Annotated in this window: 14 protein-coding genes; 4 read left to right on the top strand and 10 right to left on the bottom strand. The window is 64.8% G+C overall.

Annotated features, from left to right (window positions below; genetic code table 11):
* Positions 1-132 precede the first annotated feature (132 nt).
* From GGR38_RS03680 to GGR38_RS03660, 5 genes are all read right to left on the bottom strand, one after another.
* Positions 133-2,709, bottom strand: coding sequence for a TonB-dependent receptor (locus GGR38_RS03680; protein WP_183622762.1), 2,577 nt, complete (start codon positions 2,707-2,709; stop codon positions 133-135).
* Entirely contained in the window at positions 2,710-3,645 is a 936-nt protein-coding gene (locus tag GGR38_RS03675; RefSeq protein ID WP_183622760.1) for a FecR family protein, read from the bottom strand.
* Positions 3,642-4,190: an RNA polymerase sigma factor gene (locus GGR38_RS03670; RefSeq protein ID WP_183622758.1), complete on the bottom strand. Its 549-nt coding sequence runs from the start codon at positions 4,188-4,190 to the stop codon at positions 3,642-3,644. The genes GGR38_RS03675 and GGR38_RS03670 overlap by 4 nt, the downstream gene beginning before the upstream one ends.
* A gap of 121 nt (positions 4,191-4,311) precedes the next feature.
* A complete protein-coding gene (locus GGR38_RS03665) occupies positions 4,312-7,080 on the bottom strand; it encodes a TonB-dependent receptor (RefSeq protein WP_183622756.1) in 2,769 nt (922 codons plus the stop codon).
* A 132-nt stretch (positions 7,081-7,212) separates the two neighbouring features.
* The gene (locus GGR38_RS03660; RefSeq protein WP_183622754.1) at positions 7,213-8,061 is read right to left on the bottom strand and encodes an RMD1 family protein; all 849 of its coding nucleotides are present in this window, start codon (positions 8,059-8,061) and stop codon (positions 7,213-7,215) included.
* Positions 8,062-8,248: 187 nt separating this feature from the next.
* On the opposite strand from GGR38_RS03660, the gene GGR38_RS03655 reads away from it, so the two are divergent.
* The 4 genes from GGR38_RS03655 (at position 8,249) to GGR38_RS03640 (ending at position 13,831) form a co-directional block, all read left to right on the top strand.
* Positions 8,249-8,845 carry an RNA polymerase sigma factor gene (locus GGR38_RS03655; RefSeq protein ID WP_183622752.1) on the top strand — a complete coding sequence of 199 codons (597 nt, stop codon included), beginning with the start codon at positions 8,249-8,251 and terminating at the stop codon, positions 8,843-8,845.
* A 58-nt stretch (positions 8,846-8,903) separates the two neighbouring features.
* Entirely contained in the window at positions 8,904-9,746 is an 843-nt protein-coding gene (locus tag GGR38_RS03650; RefSeq protein WP_246404207.1) for a FecR domain-containing protein, read from the top strand.
* 89 nt (positions 9,747-9,835) lie between these two features.
* Positions 9,836-12,625 carry a TonB-dependent receptor gene (locus GGR38_RS03645; protein ID WP_183622747.1) on the top strand — a complete coding sequence of 930 codons (2,790 nt, stop codon included), beginning with the start codon at positions 9,836-9,838 and terminating at the stop codon, positions 12,623-12,625.
* Between the two features lie 18 nt (positions 12,626-12,643).
* Positions 12,644-13,831, top strand: coding sequence for a histidine-type phosphatase (locus GGR38_RS03640; protein WP_183622745.1), 1,188 nt, complete (start codon positions 12,644-12,646; stop codon positions 13,829-13,831).
* 36 nt (positions 13,832-13,867) lie between these two features.
* Here the strand turns inward: GGR38_RS03640 and GGR38_RS03635 are convergent, their stop codons facing one another.
* The 5 genes from GGR38_RS03635 to GGR38_RS03615 form a co-directional block, all read right to left on the bottom strand.
* Positions 13,868-14,854, bottom strand: coding sequence for an MBL fold metallo-hydrolase (locus tag GGR38_RS03635; RefSeq protein ID WP_183622743.1), 987 nt, complete (start codon positions 14,852-14,854; stop codon positions 13,868-13,870).
* A 20-nt stretch (positions 14,855-14,874) separates the two neighbouring features.
* Positions 14,875-16,197: a PHB depolymerase family esterase gene (locus tag GGR38_RS03630; RefSeq protein ID WP_183622741.1), complete on the bottom strand. Its 1,323-nt coding sequence runs from the start codon at positions 16,195-16,197 to the stop codon at positions 14,875-14,877.
* Positions 16,194-17,528 (bottom strand): hypothetical protein, encoded by a 1,335-nt coding sequence (locus tag GGR38_RS03625; protein WP_183622739.1) that lies wholly within the window; start codon positions 17,526-17,528, stop codon positions 16,194-16,196. The genes GGR38_RS03630 and GGR38_RS03625 overlap by 4 nt, the downstream gene beginning before the upstream one ends.
* Before the next feature lie 173 nt (positions 17,529-17,701).
* Complete coding sequence (locus tag GGR38_RS03620) at positions 17,702-19,006, bottom strand: TonB-dependent receptor domain-containing protein (protein ID WP_183622737.1); 1,305 nt, start codon at positions 19,004-19,006, stop codon at positions 17,702-17,704.
* 48 nt (positions 19,007-19,054) lie between these two features.
* Positions 19,055-20,089, bottom strand: coding sequence for a TonB-dependent receptor (locus tag GGR38_RS03615; RefSeq protein WP_183622735.1), 1,035 nt, complete (start codon positions 20,087-20,089; stop codon positions 19,055-19,057).
* Positions 20,090-20,195: the final 106 nt, after the last annotated feature.

The raw sequence follows: 20,195 nt of genomic DNA, 5'->3' as shown, positions 1-20,195 counted from the left end.
GGGGCAGGCCGCAATGCGATACAATGTAGTGCAATGCGGCAAAGGCAAGTTCCTATATAGGATGGAATATGCCTTTTGTCAGGCCCTCAAATGTTGCGTTGCAGCAATTGCAGTCCTATGCATGAACTGTCGCTACCATCCCATCGTATAGGACAGGCGCAAGGCTCTGCCCGCCAGTGCCCGGCCGACGGCATAGGGGGCGCTCCCGCCCGATGCGCTGTCGCCCGCGATGGCGTCTCCCTGCATCACGGCAATGGCGTCGGTCAGATTGCTGATCTCGCCCTCGATCCGGCCTCGCGCGCCCAAATCCCATCCGAATTGCACCCCCATCACCACATAGGGCGGCAGGCGCAGGCTGTTGGCGTCATCGGCAAAGCGCCGCCCCGTTGCGGTCATATCCAGCGCCACATGCCACGGCGCGCGCGGCGGGGACAGGGTGATCGCGCCATGCAGCATGATGTCGGGAATGCGTTGCGGCACATGGCCATTATAGTTCGGATAATCCGAGAGCCGCGATTGCTGCCATGTCATTGCGCCCCGCGCCTGCGCCCACTCGGTCAGGGGCAGCTGCGCCTCCGCCTCGATGCCCAGATTGTGCGATGAGGCCTGCCGCGGCACCAGCGTGATCGCGCCTGATGTGGGCTCGATGGTGCTGGCCGAAATATCCAGTCCGCGAAAACGGTTGGCAAATCCGGTCAGCCCCAGCCGGACCCGCCCCTGCGTCAGCACCAGCCCCGCCTCGGCCTCGACCACATCGAGCCTATGGGCGGTGCTGGGCGCCGCGCTGGTGCGATAGGCGCCCACCGAGGGCAGGACATGGCCGATGCTGGCCCGCGCGAAGATGCCCAGCGTTTCGGGCCGGGCCTGCCAATGCAGGGCGATGGTGGCATTGGTGGCAGCAAAATCGCTGGAATAGGCGGCGCTTTGTCCGCTATCGACCTGCGCGGCGCGATTGGCGATGGTTGCGGGGGTGGACAGGTCAGCCGTGCGCGCGATGCCGACAATCCCGCGCAGCACCTCCCATTCATGCCGGACCCCGGCATCCAGCCGCCATCGCGGCGCGATCTGCCATTCGTCACTGGCATAGGCGGCGAGGCTGGCGGTGCGCCCCATCGTCTGTTCCCATGTCGATGCGCGCGAGAGATAGCCGCCGTCGGTGAGAGCCGGGCCGCCCAGCGTATCCAGCGCATCGACCAGCAAGCCCTGCGAGCGCGCTTCGACCAGCGCGCGCGCCACGATCCGCTGATAGCGCCAGCGATTGACCAGCGCATAAAGCCCGCCCGCCAGATTATGCGCGCCCAGTCTTTCGGCGCGCTCGATCTGGACGATCATCTCGTCAAGCTGGACCGTGGCGCTGGCGGGCTGGACCACCTCGACCAGAGCAGAAGAGGCCAGCGCAGCGCCATCGCTGCGGCGCAGGGCATAATGGCTGTCCTGATCGGCAAGGAAATCGGCAGCACTCATCGGCGCCCCGCTCGACAGGATGGCATTGCGCTGGGTGTCCGAACGGCGCAGGCGCAGGCGCGCGGTCCACCCGCTCGACACCAGCGCGCCCGACAGATCAAAAACGCGGTTGCGATTGTTGCGCCCCACCGCGCGCGTCACCGGGCCACCGGCGGTGATAAAGCGCACATTGTTGAAATCCGGCCCGAACCACGATCCGCGCCTGGGGTCGAACCCCGGCAGAGCGCTCCATTGCCCATTGTTCAGAACCATCGGATAGGAGGAGGTGTTGAGGCTGGCGTCATCCTGATAACGCGCGGTGATGGTCAGGCGGCCATCGGGCAAATCATGCTCGGCGCGCAGGCGGATCTGCCCTCCGCCCAGCGTCTGGGTGATATGGCGCAAGGTGGGATCGCGCGCGATATAGCCCCCCGCGATGGCCTGCCAATCCCCCAAAGGTCCGCCGATCCAGCCATCGAGGCGGGCAAGGCCATAGGTGGTCCCCGTGATCCGCATTTGCCCCCCGGCATGATCGGGCGGGCGGCGCAGATGCAGGTCGAGAATGCCCCCCGGCGCATTGGAGGCCAGCACGCCCGATGGCCCGCCGCGCACATAATCGACGCTTTCCAGCATGATGTCGGGCCGCATGAACTGGTCGATGTCGGTCCATGGCAGGCTGGTATGCTGGATCGGCAGGCCGTCTTCCTCGACGGCCATGGCGGTATAGCCATCCATCGGAATGCCGCGCAGCCGGGCGATATTGGCGCTGGTGCCCGCGCTGGTGTCAATCCACAGGCCGGGGATCGATACCAGCATTTCGGCCATGGTCAGCGGCGGGCGGCGGCGCAATTCCTGGGCCGAGATACGCGAGAGCGAGAAGGAGCGCTCGCTTTCCAGCATCACCCCCGCGCCGTGGCGTCCGGTGACGAGGATCGGGCTGTCATCGTTGATGGCCGGAGCGGGCTGGGGAGCAGGGCGGGGCGCTGCGGGACGGCGGCGGACCACCACGCCCATCGGCTCCACCCGGCAGACCAGCCCGGCGGGAGGACAGATCCGCGCCAGCGCTCGCCGCAAATCCTGACCCCCGCGCAGCGCGGGCAGGCGCAGGCCAACCAGGTCGCGCGGGTCCAGCGCAATGGCCACGCCCCCCGCCGAGGCCGCTGCGACCAGCACCTGCGCCGCATCGCCTGCGGGCACGGCGCGTTGCAGCACGGGATCGCTGACGGCGGCGCTACCGGCCGCCATACTTGCCAGCAGCGCAAGCATTCAGGGCGCCATGCGCCAGCCCGCGCCATCGGGCCGAACATGCCAGCCATGCGCCAGCGCGATCAGGCGCAGGCTGGCAAGCGCGTCATGGCTCTTGTAACGCCCGCTGATCAATTGACCCGTCAGTTGCGGAGAGAAAGCCAGCGGTGCGGCGGAATGGCGCTGCAAACGGGCAACCAGCGCGTCGAGCCGCTCATTATCGACCACCAGCCATTGCGGATCGGCGGCCTGCGCCGGATCGGGGCGGAAGGTAAAGCGGTGCAGCCTGTCCGCCTTGTCCAGCATCAGCCCTTGGCCCGCGCCGATCAGCAGGGGTTGATCCAGCCCCTCGATCACCACTCTTACGCGGCCCTGTTCGACGCGCAGGCCTTGGCCCGCCGGGCTGTTATCGACCGAAAAGACCGTGCCGATGGCGGTGACGGCCATCGGGCCGCTCTCAACGGTAAAGGGGCGTTCCGGCGCATGGGCGACCTCGAACAGCGCCCGCCCGCCCGCCAGATGCAGGCGGCGCGCAGCGGGCGACATACGCACGTCGAGCATGGTGGCCGGATCGAGATGCACCACCGAGCCATCGGCAAGGCGCGAGGCGCTGTCCTCATTGAGGCCGGTGGCGAAATGCTGCGCCTGCTCGGCGGGCGGGGCGAAATGCCATGCGCCAAGGCCAATCGCCAGCATCAGCGAGGCGGCCAGCGCCAGCCAGCCATGACGCGCGGGCGCGGCAGGGGCCTCAGTATCATTGGCGGGAAAGGCGGGCAGGGTCTGCAATGCCTGCGTCACCGCCGGATCGTCCATCACGCGAGCCACGGCGCGGGCGGCCCGCACATGCGCCGGGTCGCGGGCCAGCCAGTCGAGGAAGGCGGCGCGGCGGGCATTGTCCCATTCCCCGGCGTCCTCCAACCAGTCGGCGGCCTGTTCGTAGAGATCGGCCCGGCTCATTGCGCCGCCTCGGCTTCATCAAGGGCGCGGGCCAGTTGGGCCATGGCGCGGCTGATATGCTTTTTCACCGCTTCGGGTTGCAGGCCCAGCGCTTCGGCTATTTCCTCGCGGCTCTGGCCTTCCAGACGGCGGCGGCGGAACACTTCGCGGCGCAGCGGGGGCATGGCCTCCAGCGTGGCGGTGAACAGGGCCAGCCTCTGGCGGTGCTGCACATGTTGATCGGGCAGCGGCGCGGCGCAGGCCAGCGCGTCGTCGATCGCGCATTCATCGGCCATGGCGGCATGGCGGGCGTGATCGGCCATCAGATTGCGCGCTATGCTGATCGCGTAGTGATCGGGGCGGGCGATGCCTTGTTCGCCAAGGCCGGTTTCGCCGGCGCGGCGAAGCGTTCGGGCCAGACTTTCCTGCACAATATCCTCTGCATCGGCGCGATTGGCGATATGGGCATGGACATAGCGGCGCACCCGCGCCATCGCATGGTTGATATGCCCCAGCAGCGCGCTTGAGCGATCACCTGCTCCATATCCATTTGCGCCGCTTGCCATATCGACCCTTGTTTCCGACCGCAGCCTTGTTTGTTTCGGCGCGCTATCGGGGGGGTGTTTCAAACATATGAAACGCTCGTGCGAAATGGGGCCGGATTATTCCGGCCCCGCCGTCACGGCATCACATGGTGATGCGCGCGCCCACCATCAGCGAGCGACCGCTCTTCAGATAGGTGTAAACGCGGTTCGAATTGTCGGCGACATTGCCGACATATTGAGAATCAGCCGCATTGTTGAGGTTGACAGCATCCAGCGTGATCGCCGCATTGGGTGTGATATTATAGCGCAGCGATGCGTCGATCTGGGTGCGCGGATTGTATCCGGCCAAATCATTGGCATTGGCCGCGGGCAGGTCGGTCAGATAGCGGCCATGATAGGACAGCGATACGCGGGCGTCGAATTTCGCATCGGTGTAATACAGGGTCGCATTGGCCGAATGGCGCGTCAATTGCGGCAAAGTGGCCACGAAAGCCTTGCCCGTCGTGGCGTTGGTATAGGTGGCCGTGCCGTCGGCATAGGTGTAATTGGCCAGCAGGCCGGTGTTCTTCAGCAATCCGGGCAGGAAGTCGAAGCCGACATTGGCGGTCAGCTCGACGCCCTTCACATTGGCCTGTTGCCCGTTCGAATACCACTGGCGGGTGAAGACGTCGCTGGCCGAATTGCTGGTGGTGGCCACGTTGAGCAGGGTCAGCGGCAGGCCGGTCGAGGCATAGGTGGGATAGTCATAGCTGCTGATGATCAGGCTCTCGATATGTTTGAAGAACGGCGTGACGGCCAGCAGCGTGCGCGGCGAGAGGTAATATTCAGCCGACAGCGAGAGCGAATCCGCACGGAAGGGTTTGAGGTTGGGATTGCCCTGACGGATAATCCGATTGTTGGCATCGACCGAGCCGGAAATCATCAGATTGCCCAGCGTGGGCCGCGACAGGTTGCGGTCGGCGGCAAGACGGAGCTGGAACTTGTCGCTCAGACCCCAGACCGCGTTGAGCGAGGGGAGGAAATCGGTGTAGCCGCTGCCCTGAGAAAGCCAGAGGCCGCCGATATAGCCTTGCGAGGTTATGGCCGTATGCATCACGCGCAGGCCCAGATTGCCGCGCAGATCATGGCCCAGCAGGCTGCCGCGATAATCGCCCTGAACATAGCCGCCCGACACCTGTTCGATGATGCGGGCCGTGCTGGCCTGATCCATTGCCAGAGCATAGGAATCGGCATTCATGCTGGCGCGCACGGTGTTCAGGTTCGGCGCGGCCCAGGTGGTGGGCAGGCCCGACACGCCCAGCCCTTCGCCGAAATTATAGGGCATGGTGGTCAGCGCCGTGGCGGGCGAGGAATTGACCACATTGCTGGTCACATCCAGCGTGTAATAGCGCTGGTTGAGCATCTGGCGCGTGTAGATGCCGCCGAAATGCAGCTTGATCTGGCTGTTTACATCGTAATGCAGGTTCAGCTTGGCTTCGATATTGTTGTGCATCACATGCTGGTTCTGCAAACGCAGCAGGTTGAAAATATAGCTGTTCGGGCTGGTGATGTCGAAGCCATAGGTCATCACCGGCAGGTTCGGGTTCTGGCTGAAATCAAAGCCGACGGTCGATCCGCTGGTGGTGTGGCTGGAATCGCCGCGCGTGTAGTAAAGCTCGGTGCGCTGATTGTCATATTGCGCCATCTGATAGCCGATCAGCGCATCGGCGGTCAGGCGATCGGTGATGCGCGCCTTGGCGTTGAACACGCCCTGATAATAATCGTTGCGCGCTTCATAGCGGCCCGTGTCCGAGCGGACCCAGACATTGCCGAAAGTGCCGCTGGTGATCTGATTGCCCGTCACGCCCAGCGCGGAAACGGTGGTGCGGGAAAGCGCGCTGCTGCTGTTCCACGAATTGCTGTCGAGGTGATATTCATCGCGTGTGTTGCGCAGGCGGCCATAGAGCAGGTCGATGTCGAATTGCAGATCGCTGCTGGGGTGGAACTGGAACGCCGCCGTCACGCCCAGTCGCTTTTGCTGGATCGCATAGAGGTCATAACGCAGATAGCGCGGGAAATAGAGCGCGCTGGCCGAGGCGGCCCCGGCGTTCAGCCGCGAGGTGATCGAGGAATCGACGGAAGGAGAGACATTGTTCAGGTTCCAGCCCCCGGTTGCCCAGCGCACGGTGGAGAAGCCCTTTTCCACCACATTGCGCTGCGAATAGGCGACCGAGACGAGGGCGCCCAGCGTGCCTTCTTCGTTGCGCCAGCTGGCCAGACCCGCGATGCGCGGGGCGACATCCTTGGAAAAGCTGTTGTAGAAGCCCTGACCCGAAAGGGCAAAGCGCGGCTTGGCATAGTCGAGCGGGCGGGCGGTGTGCAGGTCGATCGTGCCGCCGATGCCGCCTTCCTCGACGCTGGCCTCGGCCGATTTGCGCACATCGATGCGGGTGAAGAGTTCCGAGGCGAACAGGTTGAAATCGAAGGAGCGCGAATTGGACGTGCCGCCGCGTGCGTCAATCGAGCCGGAGGTGGAAATGGCGGTCATGCCCGCCACGCGCACCAACGTGTAATCGGGGGTGAAGCCGCGCAAAGACACCTGCCGCCCTTCGCCGCCCGCATCGCGGGTGATGGCCACGCCCGGCACGCGCTGGATCGCCTCGGCCAGATTGGTGTCGGGGAAGGAGGCGATGTCGCTGGCCAGAATGGAATCGAGCGAGACGGAGGCGCGGCGTTTCAGGTCGATGGCATTCTTGATCGATTGGCCAAAGCCGCGCACGACGATGGTGGAGGCCTCGTCGCTCTGGGCGGCGGCCTCTTCGGCGGCCGGGGCGGTTTCATGGGCGCGGGCCATGGCGGGCATCATGGCCAGGCCAAGTGCCGCCGCGATGACGGTGTGAGAAGGACGCAGGAAAAGATGAACCGAACGCATTGCAAAACCCCTTGCACGGATGTGACGTTGGGGAAGACGCAAGGATCGGGGCGAGGGGGACAGGGCGCGCGCAAAAATAAATCGCGTCAAAATGTCATGAAATTGCAATAGTATGCTTAAGAATCGCGACTTCTATCGCCAATGCATGTTCAACAGCGCCAGCACAATTTCAAAGGCAATCAGCGCGATAATCGCCAGTTCAAGCCGAAAGGCGCGCTTGTCCTGAATGATGTTGAGCAGCACTTCGGCAAAATCGCCCAGCGCCACGAATTTGCGCTCCAGCACCTCGGCGCGGTCGTCCAATTCGTGCTCGGCCTCCAGCCTTGCATAGAGCCGGTCCAGCTCGGGATTGTCCCATAGCACATCGGGGCGCTCGTCGGCCTGAACCTTGGCCATCACCCGGTGGCGCGCGGCCAGAACCTCGCCTACCAATTGCATCGCCTGACGCACTGGCGCGCGCGTCCGCCCGGTTTCGCGCAGGTCGGACACCAAAGGGGCGATGCGATCAAACGCCTGCGAAACCGCGATTTCGTCGCGCGATAGCACCACGCTGCGCGCCAGCACGATGGCCACCAGCGTGAGGCGCGCCTCATCCCCATCGGCCAGCAGGATCTGGCCTTCCTCGCCGATGCGATCGGTGCTGTGGCGGGTCAGACTGATCTCGGCGGTTTCCACCTCGATCGTGCCCGCCGGATCGCGCAGATAGCGGCCCAGCGCGTCGTCAATGCGGCCCGGTGTCTCGTCCGGCGCGGTGATGGAAACCACCGCGCCATAGCGGAACACGAAGGACAGCCCCTGGCCCGCCCATGGCGGCAGGCGGCGATTGTCCTCGACCAGCGCGCGCGTGTCGATGCGCCCGGCCAGCACCCTTGCACTGGCCACCAGCCGCCCGGATGTGGGCAGCGCGCCCAGCATCACAAAATCGGGATGGCCCAGATAGCCGGACGAGGAAGCGGGATTATCGACGGCGGTGGCGATCATGCTGTTTTCCCGTCAGGGTTTGCGAAAAATTGGCGCAAAGATAGGGCGGAAATATAACACTTCTTGTCGCCCGCGTGGATTTATATCCGCTGCCGTGCCGCTCCAGCTATTGGGAGTAGAGCGGATGGGGCACTGTCACCAAGTTTTCGCATTAGCCCCCTAGCGGCTGGGCGCAGGAGATTGCGCCATGCCCTGTGCCTCGCCCGCCATCATCGGCTGGGTTGCCCGCCATATCGTGCCCGAAGAGCCTGCTGTGCGGGCTGCGTTGCGCCGTTTGGGCGTAGCGCCGGGCGATGTCGATGATATTGTGCAGGACGCCTATTGCCGCTTTGCCGCACTGTCCTGCGTCGATCATATCACGCGCCCGGGCGCCTATTTCATGCAGACCGCGCGCAACCTGTGGCGTGACCAGTTGCGCCGCGCGGCGATTATTCGTTTCGAGGACCTTACGGAAAGCGCCCAGAACTTCGTTATAGATGAGACGGCGGGCATCGAAAGCGTGCTGGCGGCGCGCGAACAATGGCGGATCGTCGAGGAATTGCTGGCGGCTTTGCCTGATCGGTGCCGACAGATCTTTACGATGAAGCGGATCGAGGGCCTGTCGCAAAGAGACATCGCGCAAAAGCTGGGCGTCAGCGAAAGTGTGGTGGAAAACGATATACAAAAGGCGCTCCGCCTGTTGCAGGCGGGGTTGCGTTGCGCAGAAATGGACGGCCCGCTACCTTCGGGCGAAGACAGGAAAGACATTGCAGCAAGAGGGACAAAAATCCGCCGCTACGCTTGAGGCCGAAGCGGCCGCTTGGGCCGCACGGCTGGATGCTGCGGGGGGGGAAGATCTGCCCTTGGCGCAGCGCGCTCAGTTTGAGGCATGGTTGGACGAGCATCCGCGCCACAGCGGGGCCTTGCTGCGCGCGCAGGCGGTGCTGCATCTGGCCACGGCGGCCGCGCCTGCGGCGCAGGAAACGTCGCCGCTGCGTCGCTGGCGGTTGGCGGCGGGCGCCTTGGGCCTGCTGGCGGCCTCGCTGGTGGCCTGGCTGGCGATTGATCCGGGGGCCCAGACCTATGCCACCACGCAGGGCGAATTGCGCCGCCTCGCTCTGGCCGATGGCAGCGCGCTGACGCTGGATGCGGCCAGCAAGCTGCGCGTCGATCTGGACGAGGACACGCGCAAAGTCAGCCTCTCGCAGGGGCGGGCGCTGTTTCGCGTGGCGCATAATGCCGCGCGCCCGTTCAGCGTGCAGGCGGGCGATGTGACCATCACCGACATCGGCACGGTCTTTTCCGTCAGCACACAGGGCGACACGGTCAACGTGCTGGTCAGCGAGGGCGAGGTCGAGGTGCGCCGGGGGGGCGTCCTCTTGCGGCTTACTGCGGGGCAGGGGGTGCGGCTAGGCAAGGATGGCGCGCCGGTGCGTATGGGGCTGGCCGCGCCCGCGCTGGAGCGCGCGCTGGCATGGACCAGCGGGCGGATCGATCTGGACGGGGAAACGCTGGCAAGCGCGTTGGCCGAATTCAACCAACATAACCGCGTCTCGATCCGACTGGCCAATCCGGCGCTGGGTCGGGAAAAATTCTATGGCGCCTTTCGCCTCGACGATCCCGAAGGTTTCGCCCGCGCAGCCGCGCTCGGGCTGAATGTGCAAATGCGCGCGGAGGAAGGCGGATGGGTCATCGGCGCAAAATAAATTTGATGCCGCCCCAAAGGAAACCCGAACGCGGCCCGTCGAGCAGGTGATGGGGCCGAATAGCCGGCCCGCCGTCCTGTGAGGGTTTCATGATCGGGTTTCTTCGCCATCTCGCTATTGGCACCATGCTGACCAGTGTTGCTATGCCTTTCGCGGCCCATGCCGCCACGTTCGACGTTCCGGCACAGGATGTCGCGGGCGCGGTGCGCCTGTTTGCGCGGCAGGCCAATGTTCAGATCATCATCACCGGCAGCGCCGCCGAGGGCCGCCGCAGCAATGCCATTACCGGCGCAATGACCATCGACGAGGCGCTGGCCCGGATGCTGCGCGGCACCGGCCTGTCGGTGCGCAAGGCGGGCGAGACATCCTATGTCATCACCGCCGGGCTGGCCGATGCGGGCGATGAGAGCGGCGCCATCGTCGTCACCGGCGCTCTGGCGGCCCAGCGCGAGGCTGTGGCCGAAAAGCGCGGGGCCGACAATGTGGTCGAAACGCTGCGCGCCAATGATGTGGGCAAATTGCCCGATCAGAACGTGGCCGAAGCGATCAAGCGCCTGCCCGGCCTGACCGCCGCCAACGATCAGGGTGAGGGCCGCTATGCGATCATTCGCGGCATCGATCCGGCGCTGGCCAATGTCACGATGAACGGCATGACCCAGCCCGCGCCCGAGCCCGATGGCCGTCAGGTCAAGCTGGACGACATCCCCAGCGCGATGATCCAGTCGATCAGCGTCTCCAAATCGCTGCTGGCCAGCCAGGACGCCAATGCCATCGCGGGCGAAGTCTCGATCAAGACCAAGACCGCTTTTGACAGCAAGAAGCCCTTCTTCCTCGACCTGCGCGGGGCGGCGGGCCAGTATCAGATCAACAAGAAATCGCCCTATGAGCTGGACGGCACGCTGGGCGGCCGTTTCGGCAGCGCGCAGCAATTCGGCGCAGTGCTCAGCGTCAATTACTCGCGCCGCCCGATTGAGAGCCAGAACTATCAGGGATCGAGCGCGGCGACCTATGCCACCACCGGCGTTCCCGATGGCAACGGCTTGCGCGACTATAATCTGACGCGCACGCGCCTCGGCCTGGTGGGCAATTTCGATTGGCACCCCAATGAGCGGACCAAGCTCTATCTGCGCGCCACCTATTCCGAATTTCAGGACCACGAAACCCGCGACCAGAACCGTTTGGCCGTTACCGCCTATGACGCCACCACTGGGGCGCCTTCGAAAGCCACAGCCACCATCCTCGTGCGCCGCCGCGAGGAAAACGACCATACGACCGGCCTGACGCTGGGCGGGGAATTTGCCGATCTGGCGGGTGGAACGCTGGAGGTGTCGGGCGGCTATTCGCGCGCGGTCAAGGTCGATCCGGTGCGCAGCGAATTCACCTTCACCACGGCCAAGGGCGGCGTCACCTCGCTGGCCTATGACGGTTCGACCTATCCCTATACGCTGGCCCCTTCGGGCAGCTTTGCGGGTCTGTTCAACGATCCGTCGAAATTCTACTTCTCGAAATATAACCTCGAACACCGCTATGCTTTCGAGGAAATCTGGCAGGGCAAGGCCGATTACACCCATCCTATCGCATGGGGCGATGGTTCGGAAATCAAGGCCGGCGTCAAGCTGATGGACCGCCACAAGGCCGATGACCACGACAAGACCACATGGAGCGCGACCAAGACCACGCTTGCCACCGGATGGTTGCTCTCCAATGTCGGCTATACCGGTGGCAGCAGTTTCTATGACGGCATGTTTGCTATCGGCACGCGCATCAACTATGCCGCCGCGCGTGATTATCTCAACGCCAACATGGCCAGCTATGCCGCCGTCAGCACCAGCAGCACGATCTCGGATTCGCTTTCCAGCGACTATGACGTGCGCGAGACGATCGGCGCGGGTTATGTGATGGCCAAGCTGAAATTCGGCGGCCTGACCGTGATCCCAGGCCTTCGCGCGGAAACCACCCATGACAGCACAAAGGCCAAGCTGGTGACGGCCTCATCGACGCTGGGCGACGGGTTCAACAGCTTTGGCAAGGTCAGCTATACCGACATCTTTCCCGGCCTGAACGTCAAATATGATGTCAGCCGCGACCTTCTACTGCGCGGCGCGGTGACGACCTCGATCGGGCGGCCCAATTATCCCAATCTGGCGCCCTACGTGATTGTTGACACCTCGACGCCGTCCACGCCCGCTATCACCATGGGCAACCCCAATCTCAAGCCCTATCGCGCGGTCAATCTGGACGCGGCGGTAGAATATTATCCGGCCAAGGGCAGCATCCTGTCGGCGGGTATCTTTTACAAATCCATCGACAATCCGATCTACACCTATGGCCAGACTGGGGTGAACGGCACATTCGCCAATGTCGCCTATACCAACGCCACCGTGACCCAGCCGATCAATGCGCAGGACGAGCAGATCACCGGCGTTGAATTCAATGCCCAGCATCAGTTCACCAATCTGCCCGGCGCGTTCTCGGGCCTTGGTCTTTCGGCCAATTTCAGCCATGTCTGGGGCCATGCCCGCGCGCCCATGGTCCGCGCCGGGTCCAGCCTGCCCTTGGCCTATCAGTCGAAGAATGTCGCCTCGGCGCAGGTGTTTTACGAGAAATACGGCTTTGGCGCGCGCCTCGCCTTTTCCTATCGCTCGGCCTATCTCGACACTTTGGGCACCAGCGCCGCGCTGGATCAGTACACCGACGCCAATGGCCAGCTTGACCTGCATGTCTCCTATCAGATCCGCAAGGCGATCACCGTGTTTGGCGATGCGGTCAATCTGACCGATGCGGGGTGGCGGCGCTATCTGGGGGCGAACCGGGCCTATTTGATCGAGCGCGAACGTTACGGCACGCTGCTGCGCGGCGGCATCCAGATGCATTTCTGAACCAAGGGGCTGATTTTGATGCGCAAGATGATGATGATCGCGGCGGCCTTGGCCTGCGCCGGGCCGGTGCAGGCCAAAACCGCCGGCCCGGTGGTGGAAAGCGTTGCGGTGCTGATGCGCCATGGCATTCGCCCGCCCACCAAGGACCCGGCCATGCCCGCCGGGACTGCTGCCTCGGCTTGGCCGCGCTGGGATGTGCCGCCGGGCTGGCTGACCGGGCATGGCGGACAGGCGGTGGAGCGGCTCGGCGCGGAGGATGGCGCATGGCTGCGGCGGATCGGCGTGCTGCCCGCCGCGCGCTGCCCCGCTGCCGCCCGGATGCATCTCGTGGCCGACAGCGACCAGCGCACCATCGCCACTGCCCAGCACTGGGCCAAGGGCGCGCTGGCCAAATGCGCCCCCGCCATCGACCATTTGCCGCAGGATCAGGGCGATCCTCGCTTCGGCCCGCTCTCGGCAGGGCTGGCGCGGATTGATCCCGTCGCGGCGGCAGGCGCGGTCGAACAGGCGGTCGGGCCGGAAGGTCTGGCCGGGATCGACCGCAGGCTGGCCCCGCTCTATGCCCGTTTGAACGCGATCCTGTGCGGCGGGGCCGCTGCGCCTTGCGGCGTCGGCGCAGAGCCTACGCAAATCCGCCCCGCCACGGCGGAGGCCCGCCCCAAATTGTCGGGCGTGCTGGACCGGGCATCGACCGCCGCACAGATCCTGCTGCTGGAATATGCCGATGGCAAGCCGATGGGCGAGGTCGGCTGGGGCCGGGCCAGCGCGCGCGATATTGCCGCGCTTTCCACCTTTCATGCCGAGGAATTCCGCCTGCTCGCGCGCCCTCGGCCCATTGCCGCGCCCAATCTGGCCGGGTTGACGCCTGTGCTGCGTGAAGGGTTGCAGGGGCGCGTCAGATTGTCGCTGATCCTTGGACATGACACCAATATCGCCAATCTGGCGGGGGTGCTGGGTCTGCATTGGCGCGTGGCCGGTTTCGCCGCCGATGATCCGGCGCCAGGCGGGGCCATTGTGCTGGAAGTGCTAAAGATGCCTTCGGGCCAACGTCTGGTGCGCGCCAGCTATCGCGCGCAATCGCTGGAGGCGATGCGGGGCGGCAAGGGCGCATCGGTGCGTCAGCCCATGGCCATCAAGGCCTGCCGCCATCCGGCGCAGGGCGGCCTGTGCTCGCTGGACGAGGTTTTAGCCGCTCTGGAGCCGTAAATCGGACAGGGCGGGGATCACCCGCCCTGTTTCGCATCACCGTATACGGTTGATGTCATAGGATATTTGCAGACCATCCACCGCCATCACCCGCGCCGTTGGCGATGGCGCGCCGCCCATGCCCGCCGGTCGGTCGGGCGCCCGTACCGCGCGGCGTTGATAGACTGTCACGCCTTCCGGCGTTGCCGGGCCATTGGCTGCCCCGGGCATTCCACCGGGGCCGCCCTTGGGCGTCTCGCCTTCCTTGCCCGCCAGAACGGCCTGTGCCGCCGCCAGCAATTTGTCCGCATCACGGCCATCGAACATCCCCGGCCCGCCCGCGATCCGGTCGAATTGCGCGCGATGGGCGACAACCCGGCCCATGATTTCGGCGAACTGCTCCACCGTGACCCCGACCCGCACCCCGCGCGGCATGAATTCATCGCCGCCAAACAGGATGCGCTGTTTGGTATCCAGATACATCGTGCTGCCCGGCGTATGATTGCCGCCCATGATGACCCGAATGTCGCGCCCGCCCAGTGGGATGACATCACCATCCTTGATGATCTGCACCGGATAATCGCGCGGGAATTTCATCGCGCCAAAGCTGGGATAGGGAATGGTGGCCTTTTCCGCCGTTTCCTTCGACATCAGCGCCCGGTCGAAATAGCCGTTGAGCGCGGTATGGTCGAAATGGAAATGGGTGCTGGCCACCATGCGTATCGGCTTTTGGGTCAGCGTTTGCAGATATTGGCGAATATTGCCAGCGCCATAGCCGGTGTCGATGGCCAGCGCTTCCTTGTCCCCTTCGATCAGATAGGAATAATCGCCATCGCTTTCGATCTGCCATGTGCCCGGCGCGATCAGCTTGGATCGGTAATAGGGCACATCGGCGGGTGTCAGCGTGCCATCGTCCGACCGGATCAGCACATTATGCAGCGCTGAATAGTCGATCAGCGCGGGTGGCGTATAGGCTTTATCCGCCGCCAGAGCAGGCGCAGCCATAGCGCAGACGAGGGCCAGACCCGTTAGATAGTGGCGCATCCTCGCGCTCCTTTTCCCAATCATTTGTGCCACTGCATGATCCAATCGCGGATTTCGGGGATCGTATAGGCGATCCGCCAGGTGTTGACGTGGTTCGACCCGCCATTGTCGCTCTGCCCCTCGGGAACCACGGTGCCCTGAGCCAAAACGGTATAGATCACGCGGTTGCCCTGCGCGGTGATGGCGGCGACATGGTCGCGCCATTGCGGGGCGTCCCAGCGGCCATCCCACGTTGCGCGGCTGATTTTGGCGCCATGGCGCTCTATTTCGGCGGTGATCGCGTTCTGGCCGGGAAAGGCTTTGAGATCGCCCTGTGCCACCATGATCCACATATTCTGCCGCGCCAGCAAGGCGCATTTTTCCGCCGCCCATTGCCCCGCCACGATGAAGGAGGCGGCAAACAGGTCGGGATATTTGATGTTCATTGCAATCGACATCATCGCCCCGCCCGACTGGCCGGTGGTGTAAATGCGGCGCGGATCGATGGCATATTTCCGGCCCAGCATCCCGATCAGCGCCACCGTGCTGTCCATTTCGCCGGTGGTTTCGGAATCGTCATTGGCCACCTGCCGCTCGAATTGCGGGGCCAGCACGAAACAGGGGCGCTTGGCCTGATCCTGCGGACTGGCCCAGCACAGTGCGCCCAGTCCCTGCACCAGCGTGGCCTGTGTCAGCGTGGTGGTCACGCTGGCGTCATGCATGAACAGCACCAGCGGATAGCGCTTTTTGGGCGAATAACCCTTGGGAACAAAGAGGTTATAGCGGATCAGCAAGCTATTGGCCGGATCGCGCCATTCCATCTGGCGAAAATCATCGACGATGGGGGTAATCACCGCCCCGATACCCACCGGCGCTGGCGAGGGGGCCACTACGCGCCCATTGGCCAGCCTGACCGGAGCGACCTGGCGGATGCTGGCCTGAGGCCGCCGGACGGTGAAGGCGGGCATGCGCGGCGGGCCATTCATCGGTGGGCCGCCAGCGGGGGCACCGGGATTGGGGCCAGCGGGAGCGTTGACCCGCAGCATGGCATCCTTGTCCTGCGCCGAAAGTTCGAGGATGACGAAACGCCCGCTCGGTCTTGGCGATCCGGTGGGGCTGTCGCTGGTATAGGCGCGCGCGATCTTGCGCCCCTCGACCGCAAAGGCCTCCGCGCCCAGCTTGCCGCCCAGCACCGGAACGCCGTAATCCAGCGCGATGGCGACGAATTTTGGCCCTTCGCCAAATACGCGGGTCACGGCCGTGGCGCGCGGATAGGCGCCGCCCGCCGCCCGTGCCGCCCGATGCGAAAGCAACAGCGCCAGCCCGCCCTGAATCAGCGCACGGCGGTGAAAGGAATGGTTCATTTGGCGCCCTTTCCGGCTTTGGCCATATGGCCCAGTTGCGCGATGATGGCCTGTGCCATGACCTCGGCCGAACCGGGGCCGTAGGATGAATTCATCGCCTGATAGGTGATGCGCCGATAGCTTTGCGCATCGGGCAGATATTTGGCCGCGCCATTGACCATCGTGGCGACTATCGTGTGGCGATAGGGCGAATGGGCGCGCAGCCACGCCCCGGTTGCCGCGCTCAATTCCACCTGAACCCCGATGATAGCCACATCGCCCAGCGTCAGCAGCGTATAGGGCGCATCGGCCCGCCCGTTGATCTGATAGCGATAATCGCGCGAGGGTTTGAGCTGGGAAAGCTGTTTGGGCCGCTCCTGCGTGGTCAGGCTGACCTTGCCGTGAAACAGGGTGAGGCGTTCGGCACGGACCGGGGCAGCGGCGCGGGCCGCGCGCAAGGCGGCATCGCCCAGCCGCTCACCCTGAAGCGCCACCAGCGGATAGCCCGCCGCGCCAAGGCTGGCCAGCGCGGGCTTGCCATCCGCGCCATAGGCATAGCGGCGCGCGGTATAGGCAGGCACCTGATCCCCCGCCGCCCCGGTCAGGAACAGGCTGACCCCGCCCAGATGCTGTTCCACCCGCCGCATCGTGGCCCCGGCCAGATCGGCGCTGATCGCCTTACTGCTATCGGGGCCGCCTGTCTGGTCCATTACCGAGGATTGCACGGCATAATTGACCAGCGAGGCGATCGGGCGATGATCGGCGCTTTCCAGTTCCACTGTCGCCACGGTCCGATCCGAATAGCCCGCCTCATCGGCGCCCAGCCACCAGCCTTCAGGGGTTTCGACATTGCGGTTGACGGCGACCTGACTGATCGCGGCGCCAAAGCGCAGCGTGGCGGGGGCGGCCGTGTCGGCGGCCTGATGCGCGGCCTTTTCCAGCGCGGCCATGGCATTGGCGACATAGGCGCGGGCGCGAAGGGTTTCGGCCTCGTCCACGGCAATACCCGGCGGCGGATTGGCGGCAAACATATGCGGCGCGGAAAATGTATGCGAGGCCACCACCAGCACATCCTCACCTGCCGCCCCGGTCGCCTTGCCCACTACAGCCTGCATCGTGGCGACATCGCGCGCGCTCAAGGAGGTCTGGTCGATCAGCGCGATGGCCACCTTGCTGGTTCCGTCGCCCAGCGTCAGCACACGGACTTCGAGCGGGTCAAGCTGGGCGGTGAACCTGTCGATGGGCAAGAGGCTGGCGGGCAGTTCGATGGCGGCCCTGCCTGCACCGGCGGTCAAGCCGGCCTGCGCCGCGCCCGGCGCAAGGGCGGCGGCCAGAAAAAGCATCGCCTTCATGCGCGGGAACCTTCGCCCTTGCCGCGCCGTATATTTCATCATGACCCTCTCCAGCCTGTATCGCGGACCTTTTGGTGCATGCGTTCATGGCGATCCGGGGCGGCTAACTCAAACCCGTTCGCCAACATATCAATGAAGATGGCGCAATTTTGAATTTATAATCGAGCTGCGACCTACCAGTCGAGCCGCGCCGAAAGGCCGATATTGCGCGGATCGCCAAGGGTGGTGGCGGGCAGGGCAGACATCTTCACCGCATAATTGGCCAGATTGCGCACATAGGCCGAGAGTTCGAACCGGGCCGAAGCCGCGCGATAGCTGACGCTCAGCCCGCCGGTCCAATAGGCCGATTGCCACCCGAACAGCGCGGCATCCTGCACTGGCCCCACCCAATAGCCCGAGGAGTGGAAGCCATCGCCCTGTGCGCGGATCACCCCGCCCGAGCGCAGATGAAAACTATGCTCATAGCGCAGGCGCAGGGTGAAGGCCGGAGCATGGGGCTGGACCGCGCCATCCAGCCGAAAGAAGTGCAGCGCGCCGGTCTGCTGATCATTATAGCCGATCCAGCAGCCCGGCGTTTGCGGCGCCGCCACCGTGGCGCAAGTGGGCAGGTTTTTGCCGAAGCGCGCATGCATCAGGGCGGCTTCCAGATCGAAGTGGTCATTGCCCCCCGGCCTCACCCGAATGCTTCCTTCCAGCCCATAGCTGCTGGCGCGGGCAATGTTGAAAACCGGCACCGAGCATTGGGCAGGCTGCGCCCCGCCCGCCGCGCAGACATAGGACTGCCCATTGGCCAAAGTGACGGAAAAGCCGTTGTAATTGTCGATGTCCTGATAATGGCTCTGCCGATAGGCATAGGCGGCAAGGTTGAATTGCAGCACCCGGCCAAGGCTCGCCTTGATCCCGCTTTCCAGCGCCAGCGTGCTTTCCGCGTCAAAGCGGCGCGCGTCCGACAGATTGCCGTCATAGGTCAGCCCGCCGGGGCGATAGCCCGAGGCCAGCGTGGTGTAATGCAGCACATCGCGCGCTACATCATATTCATAGCCCAGTCGAAAATCGGTGTGATGAAAATCCGCCGCATAGGTCGTGCTCATCGAGGCTGGGCGCAGCACGCGATGATCCCAGCTTTGCCGCAGCCCGCCCACTACGCGCCAGCCATCGCGCACCGGCGCCGTCACCTCGCCAAACAGCGCCAGCGTGCGCGCGCCGACATGGCTGGCCCCCGCCGGGCCGGGCACCGTCTGATCGGCCTGCGCCCAACTCGTCTTGCCATAGGTCCACAGATATTGGCCGATGTTCCAATGCCATGGCCCTGCATCGGGGCTGTGCAGGCGCAATTCCGCCGAAGTCTGGCCGAAGGGGGCAAATTCGTGGACGGTATAGCAACTGCTCGCCCCGCTGATCAGCCATGGCGCTCCGGCGTGGGGGCAGATCGCCTGATGCCCGGCGATGGAAAGATGGGCCAGCGCCGCGTCGAGCACCGCGCCTTGGCCAAGCCGAAGGCTGGCATGGCCGGTGATGGCGCTTTGCTAGAGATCGGCGTGATTGCGGCCCTCGGTCCTGTCTCCCAGTGCCCATGGATTGCCCGAGGCATTGATGCTGTCGGCGGCATAGGGCGCGACCTTGTCCACCACAAAGGGCACATCGGCCTCGGCCCCGCCGCCCGTGCCGCCCAGATGGCTGATCTCGGCGCCAACGCGGAATTGGAGCGGGGCGGATGGCTTGAACAACAGATTGGCCCGCATCGATTGCGTGGCCAGATCGGCCAGCGCCGGGGTGAACCAACTGTTGCGCGCCGCCGCCATGCCCGACAGACGCAGGGCCGCGCGAGGCCCCATTGGGATCGTCTGCCCCGCCTCGACGCGTCGCAATCCGGCCGAGCCAAGCGTGACCGTGGCGCTGCCCGAGAAGTCGTTGAGGCGGGGCTGGGCGGTGATGACATTGACGATGCCGCCCTCGGCATTGGGGCCATAGCGGGTGGATTGCGGCCCCTTGCTGATTTCGACGCGGTCAATGTCATACCATCCGATCGACGTGCCCAGTGCCATGATCGAATAGATGCCGTCGAATTCCAGCGCGACCGAGCCTTGCGTGGTGCCGCTGGGCATATCGGCGCCAAGGGCGCGGATGTTGATCGAAATGCCGTCGGGCTGGCGGCTGCTGTTGATGCCGGGGATGCCGTTCAGCACTTGCTCCGCGCCGGTGGCGGCGGCCATGGCCAGCCCACGGCCCGGCAATATGGACAGGCCGAGCGCCGATTTCTGGGCGTCCTGGCTGTATCGCGCGGCGGTCACGATGATCGGGGGCCAGGCAGGGTTGGGCTGGGCGGGGGCGGATGGGTGCGGAGCAGGCGCTTTGGCGGGCGCGGGGCGCAGCACGAAGATGAGGCCATTGCCGGACACGGCCTGAAAATGCGATCCGGCCAGTAATTGCGCCAGAGCCTGCGTCGGGGTGAGGCGGCCCTTGATGGCGGGTGCCTGTTGGTGGTGCAGCGGGGTGGGATCGAACAGCAACTGAATGCCCAGCGCCTCGGCCGCGTGGGCCAGTGCCTGATCGAGCGGCATGGCGGGTTGATTTAAGGCGGGCTGATGAGGGGCGCGCTCGGGCAGCCCTTGCGCGTTGGCGCAGGGCGCGAGGACCAGCAGGCCTGATCCAGCCGTTAGCCAGAGG

It is taken from the genome of Novosphingobium sediminicola, assembly GCF_014196525.1.
Lineage (GTDB): Bacteria > Pseudomonadota > Alphaproteobacteria > Sphingomonadales > Sphingomonadaceae > Novosphingobium > Novosphingobium sediminicola.
The sequence above is the reverse complement of the archived record's forward strand: the minus strand, read 5'-3'. Positions and strand labels throughout refer to the sequence as shown.

Bases quoted from the DNA above. Each gene is read 5' to 3' on its own strand.
- GGR38_RS03680 (WP_183622762.1), bottom strand. From the start codon at position 2,709: ATGCTTGCGCTGCTGGCAAGTATGGCGGCCGGTAGCGCCGCCGTCAGC.
- GGR38_RS03675 (WP_183622760.1), bottom strand. From the start codon at position 3,645: ATGAGCCGGGCCGATCTCTACGAACAGGCCGCCGACTGGTTGGAGGAC.
- GGR38_RS03670 (WP_183622758.1), bottom strand. From the start codon at position 4,190: ATGGCAAGCGGCGCAAATGGATATGGAGCAGGTGATCGCTCAAGCGCG.
- GGR38_RS03665 (WP_183622756.1), bottom strand. From the start codon at position 7,080: ATGCGTTCGGTTCATCTTTTCCTGCGTCCTTCTCACACCGTCATCGCG.
- GGR38_RS03660 (WP_183622754.1), bottom strand. From the start codon at position 8,061: ATGATCGCCACCGCCGTCGATAATCCCGCTTCCTCGTCCGGCTATCTG.
- GGR38_RS03655 (WP_183622752.1), top strand. From the start codon at position 8,249: ATGCCCTGTGCCTCGCCCGCCATCATCGGCTGGGTTGCCCGCCATATC.
- GGR38_RS03645 (WP_183622747.1), top strand. From the start codon at position 9,836: ATGATCGGGTTTCTTCGCCATCTCGCTATTGGCACCATGCTGACCAGT.
- GGR38_RS03640 (WP_183622745.1), top strand. From the start codon at position 12,644: ATGCGCAAGATGATGATGATCGCGGCGGCCTTGGCCTGCGCCGGGCCG.
- GGR38_RS03635 (WP_183622743.1), bottom strand. From the start codon at position 14,854: ATGCGCCACTATCTAACGGGTCTGGCCCTCGTCTGCGCTATGGCTGCG.
- GGR38_RS03630 (WP_183622741.1), bottom strand. From the start codon at position 16,197: ATGAACCATTCCTTTCACCGCCGTGCGCTGATTCAGGGCGGGCTGGCG.
- GGR38_RS03625 (WP_183622739.1), bottom strand. From the start codon at position 17,528: ATGAAGGCGATGCTTTTTCTGGCCGCCGCCCTTGCGCCGGGCGCGGCG.
- GGR38_RS03615 (WP_183622735.1), bottom strand. From the start codon at position 20,089: ATGCCGCTCGATCAGGCACTGGCCCACGCGGCCGAGGCGCTGGGCATT.